Source organism: Streptacidiphilus fuscans, assembly GCF_015690355.1.
Taxonomy (GTDB): Bacteria; Actinomycetota; Actinomycetes; order Streptomycetales; family Streptomycetaceae; genus Streptacidiphilus; species Streptacidiphilus fuscans.
In genome coordinates, this window is the sequence record NZ_JADPRT010000017.1 from 170845 (window position 1) to 188949 (window position 18105).

The 18105-nt window shown below is 70.5% G+C and carries 18 protein-coding genes; 6 read left to right on the forward strand and 12 right to left on the reverse strand.

The annotated features are described in order from the left end of the window. Window positions 1–39: 39 nt before the first annotated feature. Together I2501_RS31900 and I2501_RS31905 are read right to left on the reverse strand one after the other, a co-directional pair. A complete protein-coding gene (locus I2501_RS31900; RefSeq protein WP_196197800.1) occupies window positions 40–273 on the reverse strand; it encodes a hypothetical protein in 234 nt (77 codons plus the stop codon). 110 nt (window positions 274–383) lie between these two features. Then, entirely contained in the window at window positions 384–1397 is a 1014-nt protein-coding gene (locus I2501_RS31905; RefSeq protein WP_196197801.1) for a ScbA/BarX family gamma-butyrolactone biosynthesis protein, read from the reverse strand. A 260-nt stretch (window positions 1398–1657) separates the two neighbouring features. Between I2501_RS31905 and I2501_RS31910 the strand changes: the two genes are divergently transcribed. Next, window positions 1658–2281, forward strand: a complete 624-nt coding sequence (locus I2501_RS31910; RefSeq protein WP_196197802.1) for a ScbR family autoregulator-binding transcription factor — start codon at window positions 1658–1660, stop codon at window positions 2279–2281. Then, window positions 2278–3135: an NAD(P)H-binding protein gene (locus I2501_RS31915; RefSeq protein ID WP_196197803.1), complete on the forward strand. Its 858-nt coding sequence runs from the start codon at window positions 2278–2280 to the stop codon at window positions 3133–3135. Before I2501_RS31910 ends, I2501_RS31915 begins: the two co-directional genes overlap by 4 nt. 28 nt (window positions 3136–3163) lie before the next feature. On the opposite strand, the gene I2501_RS40385 is transcribed toward I2501_RS31915, so the two are convergent. The 7 genes from I2501_RS40385 to I2501_RS31950 all read right to left on the reverse strand — a co-directional run bounded on the left by I2501_RS40385 (window position 3164) and on the right by I2501_RS31950 (window position 10251). Continuing rightward, window positions 3164–3778 (reverse strand): TetR/AcrR family transcriptional regulator, encoded by a 615-nt coding sequence (locus tag I2501_RS40385; protein WP_196197804.1) that lies wholly within the window; start codon window positions 3776–3778, stop codon window positions 3164–3166. Window positions 3779–4062: 284 nt separating this feature from the next. Further along, window positions 4063–5316: a cytochrome P450 family protein gene (locus tag I2501_RS31925; protein ID WP_236047638.1), complete on the reverse strand. Its 1254-nt coding sequence runs from the start codon at window positions 5314–5316 to the stop codon at window positions 4063–4065. A 97-nt stretch (window positions 5317–5413) separates the two neighbouring features. Then, window positions 5414–7684 carry a hypothetical protein gene (locus I2501_RS31930; RefSeq protein WP_196197805.1) on the reverse strand — a complete coding sequence of 757 codons (2271 nt, stop codon included), beginning with the start codon at window positions 7682–7684 and terminating at the stop codon, window positions 5414–5416. Next, the gene (locus I2501_RS31935; protein WP_196197806.1) at window positions 7681–8034 is read right to left on the reverse strand and encodes a hypothetical protein; all 354 of its coding nucleotides are present in this window, start codon (window positions 8032–8034) and stop codon (window positions 7681–7683) included. The genes I2501_RS31930 and I2501_RS31935 overlap by 4 nt, the downstream gene beginning before the upstream one ends. Then, entirely contained in the window at window positions 8031–9515 is a 1485-nt protein-coding gene (locus I2501_RS31940) for a PrsW family glutamic-type intramembrane protease (RefSeq protein ID WP_196197807.1), read from the reverse strand. The genes I2501_RS31935 and I2501_RS31940 overlap by 4 nt, the downstream gene beginning before the upstream one ends. Next, window positions 9512–9856 carry a hypothetical protein gene (locus I2501_RS40815; protein WP_328806786.1) on the reverse strand — a complete coding sequence of 115 codons (345 nt, stop codon included), beginning with the start codon at window positions 9854–9856 and terminating at the stop codon, window positions 9512–9514. The genes I2501_RS31940 and I2501_RS40815 overlap by 4 nt, the downstream gene beginning before the upstream one ends. After that, window positions 9853–10251, reverse strand: a complete 399-nt coding sequence (locus I2501_RS31950; protein WP_196197808.1) for a hypothetical protein — start codon at window positions 10249–10251, stop codon at window positions 9853–9855. Before I2501_RS31950 ends, I2501_RS40815 begins: the two co-directional genes overlap by 4 nt. 177 nt (window positions 10252–10428) lie before the next feature. Here I2501_RS31950 and I2501_RS31955 point away from each other — a divergent pair, with 177 nt between their 5' ends. Continuing rightward, window positions 10429–11199 carry a serine/threonine protein kinase gene (locus tag I2501_RS31955; protein WP_196197809.1) on the forward strand — a complete coding sequence of 257 codons (771 nt, stop codon included), beginning with the start codon at window positions 10429–10431 and terminating at the stop codon, window positions 11197–11199. 131 nt (window positions 11200–11330) lie between these two features. Continuing rightward, window positions 11331–12995, forward strand: coding sequence for a serine/threonine-protein kinase (locus I2501_RS31960; RefSeq protein ID WP_196197810.1), 1665 nt, complete (start codon window positions 11331–11333; stop codon window positions 12993–12995). Window positions 12996–13059: 64 nt separating this feature from the next. Here the strand turns inward: I2501_RS31960 and I2501_RS31965 are convergent, their stop codons facing one another. Both I2501_RS31965 and I2501_RS31970 read right to left on the reverse strand, forming a co-directional pair. Beyond that, the gene (locus tag I2501_RS31965) at window positions 13060–13854 is read right to left on the reverse strand and encodes an alpha/beta hydrolase family protein (protein ID WP_196197811.1); all 795 of its coding nucleotides are present in this window, start codon (window positions 13852–13854) and stop codon (window positions 13060–13062) included. 170 nt (window positions 13855–14024) lie between these two features. Beyond that, the gene (locus I2501_RS31970) at window positions 14025–15554 is read right to left on the reverse strand and encodes an FMN-binding glutamate synthase family protein (RefSeq protein ID WP_196197812.1); all 1530 of its coding nucleotides are present in this window, start codon (window positions 15552–15554) and stop codon (window positions 14025–14027) included. A 171-nt stretch (window positions 15555–15725) separates the two neighbouring features. Between I2501_RS31970 and I2501_RS31975 the strand changes: the two genes are divergently transcribed. After that, on the forward strand, window positions 15726–16157 hold the full coding sequence (locus tag I2501_RS31975) for a LysR substrate-binding domain-containing protein (protein WP_236047640.1): 432 nt from the start codon (window positions 15726–15728) through the stop codon (window positions 16155–16157). On the opposite strand, the gene I2501_RS31980 is transcribed toward I2501_RS31975, so the two are convergent. Continuing rightward, window positions 16138–16989 (reverse strand): dienelactone hydrolase family protein, encoded by an 852-nt coding sequence (locus I2501_RS31980; protein ID WP_196197813.1) that lies wholly within the window; start codon window positions 16987–16989, stop codon window positions 16138–16140. The genes I2501_RS31975 and I2501_RS31980 overlap by 20 nt on opposite strands. 98 nt (window positions 16990–17087) lie before the next feature. On the opposite strand from I2501_RS31980, the gene I2501_RS31985 reads away from it, so the two are divergent. Further along, on the forward strand, window positions 17088–18080 hold the full coding sequence (locus I2501_RS31985) for a GlxA family transcriptional regulator (protein WP_328806788.1): 993 nt from the start codon (window positions 17088–17090) through the stop codon (window positions 18078–18080). Window positions 18081–18105: the final 25 nt, after the last annotated feature.

An 18105-nucleotide genomic window follows, 5' to 3' on the forward strand; every position in this document is an offset into this window, starting at 1 on the left:
CTCGAAGGCGGACACGTGACAAGCCGCCGAACAGACCCTTCAGCCGCCCAGCCAGCTGAAGCCGAGCACGACCAGCACCAGGGCGATGCCCAGCAGGGCGAGAATGATCGGCGTCAGCACCAGAACCAGGGCGCCCATCTCGCCGATCCGCACCAGGGTCGACGAGGACCCGCGCGGCGCCTGCTGCTCCGCCTGCCGGCCCCGGCGTCCGGGCGGACCGGACGCCGCCGGGCCGGGCGGGTTGGACGTACGCCGTCTGGAACCGTTAGCCACCGATGCCCTCCTCATGCCGTCTGTTCCGCACCGTAGCATCTACATCCGCGTAGAAATTAAGGACGGGGTGGGCTACAGGAATGTAGACGATGAAGGCGGGTGTGACCAGGTCAGCCGACGACGGCCGCGGTCACCAGAGCGGAGGCGACGGACTCGCCCCGCTGGAGGAGGTCGACGCGGATCCGGACGCCCCCGTCGCCGAGGTCGGGCTCGCGGGAGGTGACGATCTCGGTCGGCACGTCGAGCTCGGCGTAGCGGTCGAACGTCGAGGTGATGCCGGTGATGACGATCTGCCGCGGGTGCAGGACGCGGTGCACGGTCTGGCGGGCGGCCTCCAGCAGGACCATCCCCGGGATGTGGTCGACCGGGTGGTCGAAGAGGACCGGGTGCGCCAGGTTGCAGCGCAGCTGCCAGCGGCCCGGCTCGGAGGCCTCGGGAGCATCGGAGACCTCCGCGAGGACCACATCGGCGACGTCGTCCCGTGCCACCAGTCTGGGCGCGACCGCCTGCGGCGGGACGACGGCGGCCTCGGACGGGTCCGAGGCGGTGAACGACGCGGTGAACCGGTCCAGGATGTCGCCGCGCATCCGCTTGTAGACGGCGGGCGAGGAGGCGACGAAGCCGAAGGAACCGGTGCCGACCTGGGTTGCGCCGCGGTAGACCCCGACCGCGCCCTCCGCGCCGATCACCTGCTTGCCCCGGCGGCGGAAGTTGTAGCAGGACACCGACAGCTCCAGATCGGTCGGGACGCCGCCGCACCGCAGGCCCTCGTCCGCGATGTCGAAGGCGATGCGGTCCATGATGAAGCTGTGGCCGATCGGTATGCCGTAGCCGACGTGACCGATCATCAGACCCGCCTGCCGAATCGTTTCAGCAAGCAGCATCGGGTCGTGCCGGCCGTCGCGGGAGCGGTAGTAGCTGTGGCCGCGCGGCCACTGCGCGCTGACCCGGAAGGCGTCCGGGACCTCGTCCGCCATCAGGTGCGTGAGCAGCACCTCGGAGACCGCCGCACGGTGGACGTAGCGGCGCGGCACCGGCTGCTGGAAGAAGTCGTTCGCGTCGAGCTCGATAGTGGCTGTCCCTGAGCCGGAAGCGGCTGTGGACCCGATGTCGGTGCTGGACATGACGCGCATGGGTGACTCCCCTGGCAGCCCTTGGCACCACCCTGCGCGGTGCCGCCAAATAAAAGTACCTGTCGGTTGGTTTTCTTTTCAAGGCCTCTGCCCGAGGGGCGTCGAGATTCAGCCGCCACAGATCCACGGGCCGCCAATACTTGGGTGATCCACCAGAAAACGGTCATCCTGTGCCCAATCCCTGCCCTTCCTCTGGGCGAGTGCGATACCGTCTGTCTGGTTTGTAAATATCGATGACGATGGGCTGACCAGTGGCAAAGCAAGATCGAGCGGTACGGACCCGGGAGGCTGTCCTCGTCGCCGCGGGCGAGGCCTTCGCGGACAACGGCTTCCTCGGCACGAGCATGGCCGACATCCTGGAGCGGGCCGGAGTGACGAAGGGCGCGCTCTACTTCCACTTCGCCTCCAAGGAGGAGCTCGCCTTCGCCCTGATCGAGGAGGAGGAGCTGCGCGCCGGCCAGATGGTGAACGAGTTCCTCGAACGGGACCTGCCGCCGCTCCAGACGCTGATCGCGATGGTGAACCGCTGGGCGCAGATCATCCAGACGGACCCGGTGGTCCGCGCCGGCGTGCGGCTGATCGTCGAGCAGGGGACGTACAACCGCCCGATGCCCGGCCCCTACGGCCAGTGGGACACCCGCGTCGCCGAGCTGCTGGAACGCGCGGCGGAACAGGGCGACCTGCGCAAGGGCGTGGACTCCAAGGCGGCGGCCGAGTTCATCGTCGCCGCGTTCACCGGCATCCAGCTGGTCTCGCAGATCTCCTCGGCCCACCAGGACCTGCAGGAGCGGCTGCAGGTGATGTGGGAGCTGCTCCTCGGCGGACTGCTGGCGGAGGGACGCTCCGTGGTCTTCGTGCCGGGCGGCGCGCTGTGATCCTGGTGACCGGCGCGAGCGGCACGGTCGGGCGCGAGGTGGCCGGAATGCTGGCGGCCCGAGGCAGACCGGTGCGGCTGATGACCCGCTCGCCGCAGGCACTGCGGCGTGAGGGCGGCATACCGGGCACGGAGGTGGTCCGGGGGGACTTCGACGATCCCGACAGCCTCGCCGCCGCCTTCACCGGCATCCGGGCGGTGCTGCTGATCACCACCGATCCGCTCCGTCCCGACCACGACGTCCGCGCGATCGAGGCGGCGCAGGCCGTCGGCGTCCGACACGTCGTCAAACTCTCCGCCCTGGCGGTTCTCGACCCGCTCGCCCGGGATCTGATCACCCGCTGGCAGCGGGCCAACGAGGAGCTGCTGCTCTCCTCGGGCCTCGGCTGGACGGTGCTCAGGCCGCGCGCCTTCATGTCGAACACCCTGAGCTGGGCCGAGCGCATCCACACCGGCAGACCGATCCCCGTCCTCGACCCGCACGCGCGGACGGCGTGCATCGCCCCGCAGGACCTCGCCGAGGTCGCCGTACTCGCGCTGACCGACCCCGCCCACCAGGGCCACGCGTACGCGCTGACCGGCCCGGAGGCGCTCAGCGCGACCGACCAGGCGGACCGGCTGGAGCAGGTGCTGGGACGACGGCCGCTGCTGGAGACGGTCGGCGCCGACCTGGTCCGCGAGCACCTGCTGCGGCGCTACCCGGAACCGTTGGCCGACGCGCTGATCGCGTCCCAACTGCGCCAGGCGGCAGGGGCCAAGGCCGAAGTCGATCCGACCGTGGCCGCGCTCACGGGGAGACCGGCGACGACCTACCGGCAATGGGCCGCGGACCATGCGGCGGCCTTCGCCCGCTGACTTCAGCCCCATCAGATATGACTGTGCATCAGATCACCGGCTGGGCACTGCCCTTCAGGACGTAGCAGCCGGACCGGTCGGTGCCGACCAGCCCCGGCAGCAGCAGTCGCCAAATGCCCGCCAGGCTCTCGGCGGTAAGCGTCCTCGACTGCCGACGGGAGAGCAGGCTGAGGCCGTTCAGCACCAGACCGAGCGACTCGGCGACCGAGGCGTGCGGCAGCCCGCTCTCGGGCCAGTCGAGCAGCTCGGTGGTGAGCGGGAGCAGTCCGGGATCGGCCGTCGAACCCGGGCTGCTGAGCTCGTGCTCGTCGCTGAGTCGCAGTCCGGCCCGGAACACCGGGTCGTGGGCCAGCCGGTCCAGGGTGGCATGCGTCAGGTCGATGATGGCCTGCAGCGGCGCGGTCCCGGCGGTGGAGCGGGCGGCGTCGATCAGCAGCTGCAGCGTCTGCTGCGCCGCGTCGCGCACGGCGTCGGCCAGGTCCCGCTTGGACGAGAAGTGGTAGTAGAGCGCCCCCTTGGTGACCTGGGCCATCTCGGCGATCCTGGCCAGGCTGGTGGCGCTGAAGCCCACCGTCTCGAAGCTCTCCGAAGCCGCTGCGATGATCGCTGACCGGGTGCGCTCGCCGCGTTCCTGTACAGCCATGTGCCCTCCAGCGATCGACTGGGCTCAAACAATACCAGCAGTGCGGTTTCTTGTCCCGCTTCGCGCACGACACACTGCCTTCAGGCCCGCACAAGGCAAATCACACCAGGTCAGCGACGTCTGCTCGATTGCTTGACGAATGTCAAAACCACGTGGCTGGTTTGTTTTTTTACAGATGCGAGGACGTACGCAAGCATGCTGCGCCCCCGGAGCAGGCGGCAGCGCCCGCGCCGGAGGACGTTCCGGTCGCCACGGCCTGACGCGTTCGCCCGGCCACGCAGGGCCTACCCCAGCGGTCGCAGGCGCACCGGAAGCGACCGGTGACCGTTGGAGATGAGCGATCCCAGCGGCTGCAACTCGGCCTCGGGCACGGCCAGTTCGACATCCGGGAAGCGGGCGAACAGCATCCGCAGCGCGGCGTCCGTCTCCAGGCGGGCCAGCGGCGCGCCGAGGCAGAAGTGGACCCCGTACCCGAAGGCCAGGTGGTCCTTGTCGGCGCGGGTGACGTCGAAGCCGTCGGCCGTCGGTCCGTGCCAGTCGGGGTGACGGTTGGCCGCCGCGTAGGAGGCGAGGATCGCCTCGCCCTTGGCGATCAGCTGCCCGTCGGGCAGGGGGATGTCGGTCACGGCGTACCGCAGCGGCAGGTGCTTGACGGCCGGTTCCAGTCGCAGCGTCTCCTCGACGACATCCTTCCACCCGGCGCTGCCGGTGCGGACGTGGTCGAGCTGCTCGGGGTGGGTGAGCAGCAGGGTGATCGCCTGGTCGATCAGGTTGACGGTGGTCTCGTACCCGGCGCTGATCATCAGCAGCAGGGTGTCGCGGAGCTCGGCGTCGGACAGGCCGCTCCCGTCACCCTCCTCGTCGCGGGCGGCGAGCAGCAGCGAGGTCATGTCGTCGCCGGGTTCGGCGCGCTTAGCGGCGATGAGCTGGTCGACCGCCTCGTAGAGCGCGGCGGTGTTGGCGGTGGACTGCTCCGTGGTGAGGGTGGTGTCGAAGACACCGTCGACAATGCCGCGGAAGGCCGCCCGCTGGCCCTCGGGGACACCCATGAGGTGACCGATCACGGTGATCGGCACCGGAATCGCGAGACGCTCTCGCAGGTCGACGCTCTCACCGGCGGGGAGCGTCTCCAGCCCGTCCAGGATGCTGGCGACGATGCCTTCGACGACCTCGACGAGCGCGTCGACGCGACGGGCGCTGAACGCGGGCGCGATGATCCGCCGCAGCCGCCGGTGGTTGTCCCCGTAGGCGGTGAACATGTTCTCCACCCCGATCCACAGGGCGAGCGGCCACGTCTGCACCACCTCGGCGAAGGCGGGCCAGTGGACGCGAGCATCCTTGGAGACGTCCGCGCTGGTCAGCAGCTTCTTCAGCAGCGCGGGATCGCTGACCGACCAGGCGGTCACGCCGAGGATGTCGACGCGGACCGCCGGGCCGTGACTGCGCAGTTGCTCGTGCTCGGCGTGGTGGTCCGCGCCGGTGGGATCGAGGACGACGGTGTCCGGGACGGCGGGCATGGCAGTGGGTTGGTGCGGCATGCGTGATCCCCCAACTGACGCTCGGCTATTGGCTGTTGAGCCATCAGTCATTATGCAGGGGATCACTTCGGCGACGAAGGGCTCCGCCCGCCCGACGTCACGTCTTTCGCCGCCGCAGCGACGATCCGTCGCGGACGAGGAAGAGCAGCGCCCCCAGCGCCACGGCCAACAGGGCGAAGAGGCCGTTGCGACCGTCCAACTTGCCGACGATGGTGGCCCACAGCCCGACGCCGGGCGGGGTCCCGCCCGCGACCTGCAGCGGCGTGGGCGACCCCAACCACATCGCGCCCGTCCCCGCCCCCGTGTCGCTCTGCGCGGTAGGCGTGTTGAGCGAGGCGGCCACATCCTTGTCCATACTGGAGTCGTCGCTGACCTGCTGGATCGGCACGTTGGTCATATCCACCCCGCCGTAGACGTAGGAGACCTCGTAGAGGCTGCCTCCCCGGTTCTCGGTGCGGGTGATGTGGTACTCGCCCTTGGTGTACGACTGGACGTAGCTGTTGAAGGTGTCGATGGGCTTCCAACTCGTCGCGGTCGTCCACGAGCTGATGTTGCTCTGGTCGATCAGGCCCTTGTACGTGGTGTTCTGCTGGTTGCTCAACTGCCGGTACCACTCGGCCGCGACGCGGGAGAGGTAGACGCGGCGCAGGTCCGCGTACGCGGGCGAGGTGTTGACCCGGTTGATCAGCTGCGGCAGGACCAGACTGCGGAAGAGCGCCTGGTTGTGGGCGTTGGCCGCGTCCCCCTGTTGGGGGCAGGTGCTGTCCGCCTGCTGCCCGGGGGCGGTCTTGAGGTAGTCGGTCTCCATCTTGACGTCCAGCGGGGCCTTGACGATGTAGAGCTTGTCCCCGTCGGAGTGCACCTGGGCGGGCGCGGGCACGATCCACACGCGCGACGGAAGGCAGTTGCCTTCGAGCTGCGGCCAGAACTGGTCACCGGTGGCGGTGCCCGGGTGGATGATCGCGCCGACGTCCTTCTTCAGTTGCAGGTCCGCCTGGAGCATGATCCGCCCGACGTCGGTGCGTCCCATCGAGGCGTCGACGATCCGGTCCGGCTCGGTGGGGTTGAGGTTGACCCAGAACGTCGAGGGGTCCAGTTCGAGCCAGACGAAGAAGGCGTCGGAGGAGAGCTTCGCCCCCGCCAGGCCGGCCGACGGCGAGGTGCTTCCCATGGTGGACGGCGCCTGGAACGCGTACTGCAGTCCGCTGCCGTCGCCCGGGTCGGCCAGGTAACGCAGTTGCAGGGATGAGAAGTCGATACCGCCGGGCGCCTGAGCACCCGGTTCGGCCAGAGCCTGCACCAGGCCACTCGCCGTCGCGTCACCGGAGGTGGCGGAGGAGCCGGACGGGTCACCCTCGTCGCACGGTGCCGTCTGCGTCTGATAATCCGCCATCATCGCCGTTCCGGAACCAGCCGTTCCCAGACCGACCGTTCCCGTGGTGGGCGCCCCGAGGGCCTGCACCTGGCACTTCTTGGACGGCGATGCCGTGAAGATCCCTGCCCTGGCCACGGCCTTCTGGTAGCCCCGTTTCACCTTCTTCAGCGCGCTCTTCCTGCTCGGCTCCGCTTTCGCGCGCTGCGCGCTCAATTTGGATTGCTGTGCGACCTCCTTGTTCACCGCGGCCTGTTCGGCCCTGGCGCTCGTCTTCGCGGCTTCGATCAGCTTCCCCAGGTCGTCCGAGGACCCTTTGCCGTTCGGGGTCGCGAAGATCACGTCCGTAGTGGGCGGCACCTGAGACGCACAGGTCTTGGCGCAGGGCGAGCGGTCGCTGTAGAGGACGAAGATGCGGTCGCGGCCGACGCTCGCACCACCGTCCTGCGGACTCAGGTAGGTGAGGTCCTGGAGGAAGATCTTCATCTCGGAGTGGACCCCGTCGGTCTTGGCTGAAGCCTCGTTGCTCTCCGGAATGATGGCGAAGGTCTGAATCTGCGGCCTGTCCGCCAAGCCCAGCTCCTGGTAGAGAGCGGGGTTGCTCGTCTTCAGTGCGGCCGCGTCCACCACCTCGTACCCCCGGGTGTCGAGGTTACGGAGGCCCGTGAGGTCGACGAACGCGACAGCGACGTTCCGGTAGTAGCCCCCGCGCTTCTTCGCTTTGCTGGCGATCGGCTTGTCCAGTCCGCGGGACACACGGAAGACGTAGGCGATCCGTCCAATGGGGTCGTTGAACAAGTCGTTGATCTGCGTCTGCGATGCGCCGGACGGCGCCGGTGTTCGCTTGGCGGCGCTCGACACGGCGGCAGCCGCCGGCTCGACACGCCCTCCAGCCTCGATCGGCCGAGGGGCCGCGCAGGCCAGAACGATGCCGAGCACGGCCAGCACCGCGAAGAGTGGGCGCAGGGAAAGGAGTGACCTGCTTGAACGGCTCATTTGATGCCCGCCGCCCTCAAGTAGTCGACCAGTGCGGGGGCCGGTTCAGCCAACTTTGTTGACGTCGCGTCAGGCGACTTCTCGCTACGCCGGTACGCACCCCACCCGATCGCGACGAGCGCACCGAGACCCAGCGCGTCCACGACGCCCGCGCCCACCAGCGACGTGCTCGTCGAGCACGTGCTGCTCGGGTGGTCCAGGTCGCTGATGTTCATGGACGGCTTGTAGCCGATGCTCACGTCGCAGGCGGAAGCCTGCTGCGGCGAGAGCAAGAGGAAGGTACTGACCAGGAAAGCGGCACCCACGCCCGCGCGCAGCGCGAGCCTGCGGGCGTTCCTACGGGCCTTCATGACGTCACCGCCGGAACGACGTTCTTCAACCGCATCACCCGTGCGCGCAACTCATCCCCCTGTGATGTGACGGCCGGATCCCCGTCCGGGTCCTTGTGGACGTGCCAGCTCGCGAGGTCCAACTGGGCCGACTGCAACCGGTGCAGGGCCCGTGCCGAGCTCCGGCCGTACCAGCGCCACGTGCTCGCCAGCGCACCGAACCGCTGCGCGGGCGAGGCCAGCACCGTGAGTTCGACGGGTGTGATCGCCACACCCGCCGCTGCCTCCGCGTCCAGGGCGTCCCGCAGCAGCGGAGCCCGCTCGCGCAGGCCCACCACCAGCAGCGCTACCGCCAGCCCGATGAACGGCAGTTGCGGCAGCAGCCACAGGAACGGCGAGACGACCAGCGTGTCGAGCGCGCCGCCGCTGGTGACGTGGCTCGCGAGGCGCGCGGAGATCCAGCCCGAAAGCGTCTCGGCGCCCACGCTTCCCCCGCCCGCAGCCAGCAGGCTCAACCCGGTGACGAGGACGCGCCGCCGCGACTTGGCGGCGAGGACGAACCCGGCCCCCAGCAGCGCGCCGAAGGCGACCTGCCCACCGAGCAGGCCGATCGACTGCCGGATCCAGTACTCGAACCCGCCGCTCGACCCCAACGCGGACCCCAGCGAGCCGTAGATCTGGATGAACAGGATGCTCTCCACAAAGCTGTACCCCAGCCCCACGGCCGCGCCGAGCGTCAGTCCGGTGACGGTGTCGGTGACGCGGTAGCGGAAGAGCAGGAGCAGCAGCGCGACGCCGGCCCCGATGGCGAGCGCGTCCAGGATGCCGAGGTGCACGACCACCAGGTTGATCATCTCGTTGGTGTTCTTGAGCATCGCGGTGATGTCCGTGCCGGACGTCTTGCCCAGGTAGCCGTTGACCGTGCCGAACGCGAGACCGCTGCACGCGCGGCCGAAGCCGAACACGATCAGTGCGCCCCAGCCGAACGCGGTCAGCAACGCTGCCCCTGGCACCCGCCCGAACCGCACCCCGCCGTACAGCAGAAGCAGCACGAACGCCGTACTGGGCAGGCACGCAAGCGCCGTCGGGAAGAACCCGACCACGACCATCGCCGAGATCAGCCCGAACGGCAGGAACAGGCACCCCAGCGTCAGCCAGGTCAGGAGGGCCGAACGCCGCTCGTTCGGGCGCAGCACCGCGCCCAGGACCTGGAGCAGCACGGCTGCGCCGATGCCGACCAGCACGGTCCAGAAGACGGCCTCCGGCATGGAGAGCAGTTGACTGTACGCACCGCTGAAGCCGGGCATCTTGGAGAGCTCGGCCGGCATCTTGTAGAAGATCGACAAGGTCGGCTCGTCGGGCAGCACATGAGGCCGGGCCAGATTGAGCGCCAACTCGACGATGTACAGCGCGATGGCGATCCGCGCGATCAGCAGCGCCCTGGCCCGCACCTGACGGTCGGTGCGCAGCGCGAGCGACGAGAGGGAAGGGAGACCCTTCACGATCCACCTCCGGACTGGTCGGGCTGGCCCGTGGGCAGTGGCATGCTCGGGAAGTCGGTGGGCATGTTCGTCGGCATGTCGGTAGGCAGACTTGTCGGCATGCCGGTCGGAAGGTCGGTAGGCATGTCGGTCGGCATGCCGGTGGGCAGCCCCGTCGGGAAGTCCGTCGGGAGCGAGGTCGGGATGCCCGTCGGGAAGTTCGTCGGCAGGTTCGACATCGACGGCATCTGCGGAACAGTCATCTGGTTGGCGCCGCTGAGGTCCACGGCGAGCGAGGCGACCAGCAGGGCCGCCCCGGTGATCCCGCCCGCCAGGACGAGCCGGGTCTGGATGGTCGTCACGGGTTGCTCCCGTCGTACGCGTTCGCGTTCGTGCTCGTGCTCGTGTCCGCGTTCGCGTTCAGCAGCCGGGCTCCGCTGACGATCCGGTAGATGCCGTACACCATCGGCCCCCAGGCGACGACGTAGACGCCGCCACCGGCGGCCTGCGCATAGGTGATGACGGTGATCAGCACTCCGGCGACCAGCCAGGCGATGCCGAAACCGATGTGCCGCTTGCCCTTGGCCTCCCGGGCCGCCTGCCGTGCGGCGTCAGCGGGATCGGGCTTGTACCGGACCTGCGTGACCGCCGGCTCCAGCACTGCTGTCTCCAGCACTGCCGGCTCCGAGACCGCTGTCTCCACCGTCGCCGGGTCCGTCTGCGTGGTGGTGCTGGTGGTGTCGCTGCCGTCCTCCATGGGACAGTCCCCCTTCTCTCGACCACACCGAGACTCCCGCCGTCCGCCGTCCCGCGTAACCTGAGGGCTCTCAGGGTCGCTCCGTGCCCGACCCTCCTCGGCCGGTCATGGACATGCCCCCGCTGGTAGACTTCTGCGTCTTCAGAGGTGCGACGACGTGGGGGCGAGCGCGCGGCAATGGAATCGGTCATCGTTCAGCTTCCTGTCGCTCCGGGAGCGGTCCCCGTGCGGCAGGGGCGGCCCGCGCAGCTGGTGCTGCGCCCGGGGAGGACGGCCACGTTCGGACGCGGGTCGGAGGAACGTCCGGTCGACATCCCGCTCTCCGGCGAGGGCATCTCCCGGTTCGCCGGGGAGATCATCGCCAGCGACGACCACTGGCGGCTGACGAACTTCAGCCCGCAGACGACCTACGTGGTGGAGAACCTGGAGGGCGGCGGCGGATACGTCAAGGTCGCCCCGCGCAGGCTGGGCGCGCCGATCCCGTTCGAACTGTCCCGCGTGGTGCTGCCGTTGACCGACGGCTTCGTCCGGTTCACCGTCTTCGCGCCACGCCACACGTTCCTCGACCCCGGGCCGCAGGCGCCCGTCGGCCGGACCGCCGAACTCACGCTCACGCCCTTCGCGCTGGACCCCACGGCGAAGTACTTCCTGGTGCTGCTCGCCCTCTGCGAGCCCCGGTTGCGCGACCCGGCCAGCCTCGTCATCCCCAGCGTCCCCGACGTCGTCAACCGGCTGCGCGAGCTCCCCCAGTGCCGGGACCTGACGGTGTCCGCGGCCAACTTCCACATCGACTACCTGGCGGGCACCAAGCTCAAGGTGCGGGAGCGGGCGGGCGCGCAGGACAGTCCGCGGCTCGACTGGAAGCGTGAGGCGCTCGTCTCGCTGGCGCTCCGCTTCGACCTGGTCCAGGAGAAGGACCTGGAGATCTTCTGGAACGCCAGGACCTGAACGACAACCCAATCTGACGAAGCGTCATATCTCGTGCCACCATGCGGACTCCGGTCGGCCGTACCGGGCCGCTGTGGCAGACTGCGTCCCCGGCCGACGGGCGTCGACCGGGCGGAATCTGAGGAACAGGCATGTGGGAACGGGGCACCCTGCTCGGCGGGCGCTACACGCTGGCCGAGCGGATCGGCGGCGGCGCCACGGGTGAGGTCTGGCGGGCGGACGACGGGGTCCTGGAGCGCAGCGTCGCGGTCAAGATCCTGCGCCCCGAACTGCTCGACGACGCCAGGTTCGCCAAGCGCTTCCGGCGTGAGGCGCTGATCCTCGCCGCGCTGGACCACCCGGGCATCGTGGACATCCACGACTACGGCGAGAGCGTTCTCGGCACCGGAAGCGAGAGCGAGACGGGGAACGGCCGCAGCAACGGCAACCGGATCGCCTACATCGTCATGGAGTTGGTCGAGGGCCGGACGCTCGACACGTACCTCCGCGAGAGCGGGCCGCTCTCGCCCGAGCAGGCGCTGTCGGCGACCGCCGAGGCGCTCGACGCGCTGCGTGCCGCGCACCTCCAGCAGGTCGTGCACCGCGACCTGAAGCCGTCGAACCTGATGGTCCGTGCGGACGGCCGGATGAAGGTCACCGACTTCGGCATCGCCCGCGACCTCGCCACCTCCAGGATCACGTTCGAGCACGCCGTGGTCGGCACCGCGCTCTACATCGCCCCCGAGCAGGCCGAGGGCAGCGGCACCACCCCGGCCTCCGACCTCTACTCGATGGGCGTCGTCTGCTACGAGATGCTCACCGGCCGACCGCCGTTCGACGGCGAGCGGGCCATCGAGCTGCTGTACAAGCACATCGAGCAGCCCCCGCCGCCCCTGCCGGTCTCCTTCCCGGAGCCGGTGCGGGAGTTCGTCGCCACGGCCCTGGCCAAGAAGCCCGAGGACCGCTTCGCCGACGCGGCGACGATGGCCGCCGCGGCCCGCGTCGCGGCATCGGCAGCGCGCACGTCCGGGTTCCAAACGACCACACCCGGCGTGCCCGGTGTGCCCGCCGTCGGCCAAAACGCCGAAGCAGCCTCCCCCGTGCGCACCCCGCGCCAACGCGCGGAGCGGCGACGGCGACTCGTCCTCCCGCTGCTCGTCCCGTGCGTGGTCGTGGTGGCCGTCGGAGGCGTCCTGGTCATCGACCGCGGGCCGCTCCGAAGCCAGGCGGGCGCACCCGGCGGCGGGGCCTCAGCCACGTCCCTCGCGTCCGGCGCTTCGTCGGCGTCCGGCTCGCCCAGCCCCAGCGGGCGCCCCTCGGCCTCCGTCTCGGGGCACGCCGGCCCGCCGTCGGGCTCCGCGACGACGCAGGGACGCCACGGCTCAGGCGGGTCGTCCCCGTCCACCGCGCCCACGCCGAACGGCGGTTCCGGCGCGCGGCCGAGCGGGCCCGCGAGCTTGGCGCCCAGCGCGTACCCGATCTCGGGCGTGAGCATGAGCGACGACTCCGCCGCGCTGCAGGGGTCGGAGGCGGCGGCCGGACCCGGCGGCGGCTGCACCGCCTGGGTCGACCGCGCGGGCGGCGGCGACGTCTACGGCATGCTCAACACCAGCTACTTCGAGACCTGTCACGCCGAGGTGATCCGGGACGACGGCGTCACCGTCGACCTCTCGGCCTCGACCGGCGCGGAGCGCACCAGCCCGGTCTCGGACGTCGGCCACACCCTGCGGATCTGCGTCTGGCAGCAGGGCGCGAGCGCCGACCAGCAGTGCTCCGCCACGGTCGTCACGCGCAACGGCACCCCCACGGTGGAGTGACGCGCGCGACCGCCCGGCAGCTTCAGCCCGGCCGGGTCAGCCGAACGGCTTCAACCCGCCCGGGTCAGCCCGCCGCCGAGCTCGTGGTGGCGAGGGACCGTGACGCGTGGATGTACTGGTCGGCCCAGGCGCTGATGATGCGGGCGGCCCGCTGCGCCTGGCCCCGCGCGGTCAGCAGGTGGTCGGCGCCCTCCAACGAGATGAAGCTGCGCGGGTGTTGGGCCAGGCGGAAGATCTCGCCGGCGTTGGCGATGTCGACGGTGTCGTCGGTCGGCGAGTGCATCACCAGCAGCGGCATGTTCAAGTCCCGTATCCGGTCCCGGAGACGGGACTGGCGCACGTCGTCGACGAAGGCGCGCTTGAGCAGCAGCGTCCGCCCGCCGACGAACCACTCGTGCTGGCCCTCGCTGAGCACGCGCTCCACCACCGCGTCGTACTGGTGCTCCACATGGCTGGGGTCGGACGGCGCGCCGATCGTGGCGACCGCGTGGACGCCGGGCGCGTCCGCCGCCGCGGCGATGGCGGCCGCGCCTCCCCACGAGTGGCCCACCAGCAGGTCGGCCGGGGTGCCGCGCTCGGCCATGAACTCCGCCGCGCGGACGGTGTCCTGGACCTTGACGGTGAAGGACCCGTCGCCCCAGTCGCCGCCCGAGTCGCCGAGCCCGAGGTTGTCGTAGCGCAGCATGCCGATCCCCTCGCGTGCCAGCTGCTTGCTGACGCGCGAGGCGGCCGGGGAGTTCCGGCCGAGGGTGAACCCGTGGACGAAGATGCCCCAGCCCCGGACCTCGCCTTCCGGCAGCTCGATCGAGCCGGCCAGTTCGGGGCCGACGACGCTCTTGAATCGCACTTCTTCAGACATGGGGTGATCGCCTCGGGAGGAACCGGTCGTGGGGGCAGGCCACTGAGGGCCAGGACGGTGGGGCTGGGCAGTGATGGCAACGCGGATCAGGGCGGCAATCTTCCCGCTGCCCTGATCCGCGAGGCTACGTCAGTCCGAAGTGTGGGACCTGCTGCCGGTTACCCAGCCCGTTACCGGAGCTCCGGCTTCGCCGTGAGCAGCGCGGTGATCTCCTCGCCGAGCTGCGGGCTCAGCTCGCCCCAGCCGTCCTTGTAGCCGTAGACGCCGCCCAGGGTGCGGGCCTCGTAGTCGCCGTTCATGATCTCGACGTCGTTCGGCGTGATCAGCGCCGGGTGGGCGACGCCCACGGCCGACGAGACCTTGAGCAGCTCCCGGCGCAGGGTGCGCAGGTAGACGGCGGCCCGGGTGGACTTCGAGGTCGGGTCGATGCCACGGGCGAGCCACGGGTTCTGGGTGGCGATGCCGGTGGGGCACTTGTCGGTGTGGCACTTCTGCGACTGGATGCAGCCGATCGACAGCATCGCCTCACGGGCCACGTTGATCATGTCGACGCCGAGCGCGAAGGCGACCGCGGCGTTCTCCGGCAGGCCGAGCTTGCCGGAGCCGATGAAGGTCAGGTCGTCGGTCAGCCCCAGCTCGGCGAAGGTGCCGTAGACCCGGGAGAAGCCCATCCGGAACGGCAGCGACACCGAGTCGGCGAAGATGCGCGGCGCCGCGCCGGTGCCGCCCTCGCTGCCGTCGACGGTGACGAAGTCGACGCCGCGGTCACCACGCTCCATCAGCGCGGCCAGCTCCTGCCAGAAGCCCATCTCACCGACGGCGCTCTTGACGCCCACCGGCAGCCCGGTCTCGGTGGCGATCAGCTCGACGAAGTCGAGCATGGAGTCGACGTCGCTGAACGCGGTGTGCCGCGACGGCGAGGCGCAGTCCTTGCCCACCTCGATGCCGCGGATCTTGGCGATCTCCGGCGTCACCTTCGCGCCCGGCAGCATCCCGCCCAGACCGGGCTTGGCACCCTGGGAGAGCTTGATCTCTATCGCCTTGACGGGGGCGCTGGCGACGACGTCCTTGAGCTTGTCGAGGTTGAACGTGCCGTCCGCGTTGCGGCAGCCGAAGTAGGCCGTGCCTATCTGCAGGACGAGGTCACCGCCGTTGCGGTGGTACGGCGAGAGACCGCCCTCACCCGTGTTGTGCATCGTGCCCGCCTGCGCCGCGCCCTTGTTGAGCGCGGTGATGGCTGCGCCCGAGAGCGAGCCGAAGCTCATGGCGGAGATGTTGACCGCGCTCGCGGGCCGGAACGCCTTGGCGCGCCCGCGCGGCCCGCCGAGCACCTTGGCCGAGGGCAGCGGGGCCTGCGGGTCGTGCAGGTCCGGCATGGCGCCCGCGAAGGTGCGCTGCTTCAGGTAGGCGTGGCCCTGGACGTGCTCGACGTCGACCTCGGTGCCGAACCCGAAGTAGTTGTTCTCCTCCTTGGCCGACGCGTAGATCCAGCTGCGCTGGTCACGACTGAACGGGCGCTCCTCCTCGTTGGAGGTGACGATGTACTGCCGCAGCTCCGGGCCGATCGTCTCCAACAGGTACCGGGCGTGGCCGAGCACCGGGAAGTTCCGGAGCAGTGCGTGCCGCTTCTGGACAAGGTCGCGGGCAGCCAGCGCCGCCACTGCTGTTGCGGCGACCGCGCCGATCCTCCGGGCCTGCATGAACGTTCCTCCTCGAAGCACGGCTTCCTTGCCGTGCGGTGGACGCCGTCGTGTCGTGTTGCGCACCCTGTCGGGTGCGGCTATGGGACAACGAGGAACGATATTAAGAGGCCTTGGCAAACGGACGGTCGCCAGGGTGCGGCTCGACTCGGCTGGGCTCGGCTGGGCGCGATGCCGACAGCCTCAGCGGGCGGCCTCAGCGGGCGGCCTGCCGGGCGGCGGCCTGCTCGACGGCGCTCGCTGCCAGGCCGGCGATCAGCGGGTGGGCCCGGCTGCCGTCGCCGTCCAGCTCCGGCTGGAAGAGGGATCGACGCGCCCGACACCGCCGTCCCCCTCGACTGCCTCCGCGACGTATGCCGCGCCGACGGCTTCCGGCACCGCATCCGCCACCGCGGCACCGACCTGCTCGGCCTCGCCGCCCTGGCCGCAGCGGGCCACGGCCTCACCGCGCTCCCGCTGCCGCTAGCCACCGCTCTCCCGGACCTCGCGGCCGTCCCCGTCGCAGCGCCCCGCCTCGTCCACCGCACCGAGCTGCTCCACCCGGCCGAACCCGCCACTGCCGTACGGACGTTGGCCGAGCTGCTCACCGGGGCTCAGGGCTGACGCCCAGCCGCTCGACGAGGAAGGCGATGATCTCGTCGCGGGCACGGGCCGTCGCATGGCCCGCTTCGTCGACGAGGTGCGCGGTGACCACGCTGTGGGCGCAGCCGACCCGCTCACGGAAGAACGGCGGCGGGTCCGTGTTGGCGCCGCCGTCGCCGTCGGGCAGCACCCGACCGTCGAACGCGTCGCCGAGCAGGGCCTGGTAGGCGGCGAAGCGTTGCCCCGTGCACCACTTGTCGTTCTCGAAACGGTAGGCGAGCACGGTCAGCCCGTCCCGGCGGACGCGTTCCGCCATGGCCTCGGCATCGGCGTCGTCGAGCTCCAGGCCGCCGGGGTCGTCGAGCGGCAGGGAGGGATGGTTGACGACCGGGGCGATCACGGCGGGCTCCAGCGCCATGGTCAGCGCGAAGTTGCCGGTGAAGCAGAGCCCGACCGCACCGACACCCGGCCCACCGCACTCCGCGTGCGCGATCCGGGCCAGACCGCGCAGCCACGTCGTGACCGGACTGGTCCCGCCACCCGCGAAGGCGCGGAACTCCGCGCTCACGCAGGCCCTTCGCACGACCTCCCGGCCCGCCTCGGTGGTCGGATAGGCGCCGTCGACGCCGAAGAGCGACGGCAGATGGACGGTGGTCCCCGCGTCCCGGATCCAGCGGGCGAGGCGGGCGACATCCGGACTGATGCCGGGCATCTCGGGCATCACGATGACGGCCGGCCCGCTGCCGGAGACGTGGACGGTCTTGCTGACGCCGTCGATGCTGACGGTCCGTCGGGTGAAGTCGTCCAGAGGGTCGTCGCGCCGCGCTCGCTCCGTTGACGGTTCCGTTGTCATAGGTCGCAGTCTCACGGGACACTGGGGCCTCCGGAAGCGGCGAGATCGCCATGGGCAAGGGTGATCCCGCCACATGCGGCAGAGGAGGCGGGGCGGGCGTGCTGCGACTGGGGGTGCTCGCGTATCCGGGGTGCTTCGCCTCGGAGGTGTTCGGTGTCCCGGACCTGCTCGCGATGGCCGACCGCGTCGCCGAAGCCCAGGGCGCGCCGGACCGGCCGCGCTACGAGGTCACCGTCGTCTCGCCCCGGCGACGCGTGCTCGCCTCCGGAGGCTGGGCCGTCGACGTCCGTGCGCCGCACCCGGTCGACGTCCTGGTCGTACCCGGTTTCGCACTGTCCCCCGCCACGGACCTGGACGCGACGCTCGCGGGCCTCGGGCCCGAACTGGCCCTGCTCCGGGTGCAGGCGGCGGCCGGGGTCGCCCTCGTGTCGATCTGCGTCGGCGCGTTCCTGCTGGCCGAGGCCGGGCTGCTCGACGGACGCGAGGCGACCACATCCTGGCTCTTCGCCGACCGGCTGACGGAGCGTCACCCAGCGGTAGGGCTGCGCCCGGATCAGTTGGTAGTCACCGACCGCGGAGTGACGACAACGGCGGGCTTCAGCGCCATGTACGACTTCGCCCTGCACCTGATCCGCACGCACGACGGCCCCCGAACCGCCCGCGCCACCGCCCGGATCGCCCTCGTCGACGACGCCCGCTCCACCCAGGCCCCCTACGTCGACCCGGAGTTGCTGCCCACGTCGGGCCACGGCTTCGCGGCCGGTGTGAAGCGGAGGCTCGACCGCGACCTCACCGCGCCGTACGACCTCTCCGCGCTCGCCGAGGCGTTCCACACCAGCCCCCGGACCCTCCTCCGTCGCTTCCGCCACGAGGCGGGCCAGACCCCGCTCGCCTACCTGCAGTCGGCCCGCGTCCGCCGCGCCCGCCACCTGCTGGAGGTCACCGACGCGCCGCTCTCCCGGATCGCCGTCGACGTCGGCTACAGCGACGCGAGCACCTTCAGCGCCCTCTTCGCCCGCCTCACCGGCCAACGCCCCCGCGACTACCGCGCCCGCTTCCGCCCACCGGGGCCACGGGGGCCATCACGCTGAGGCGGGCGGACCGAAATGGCGAAGT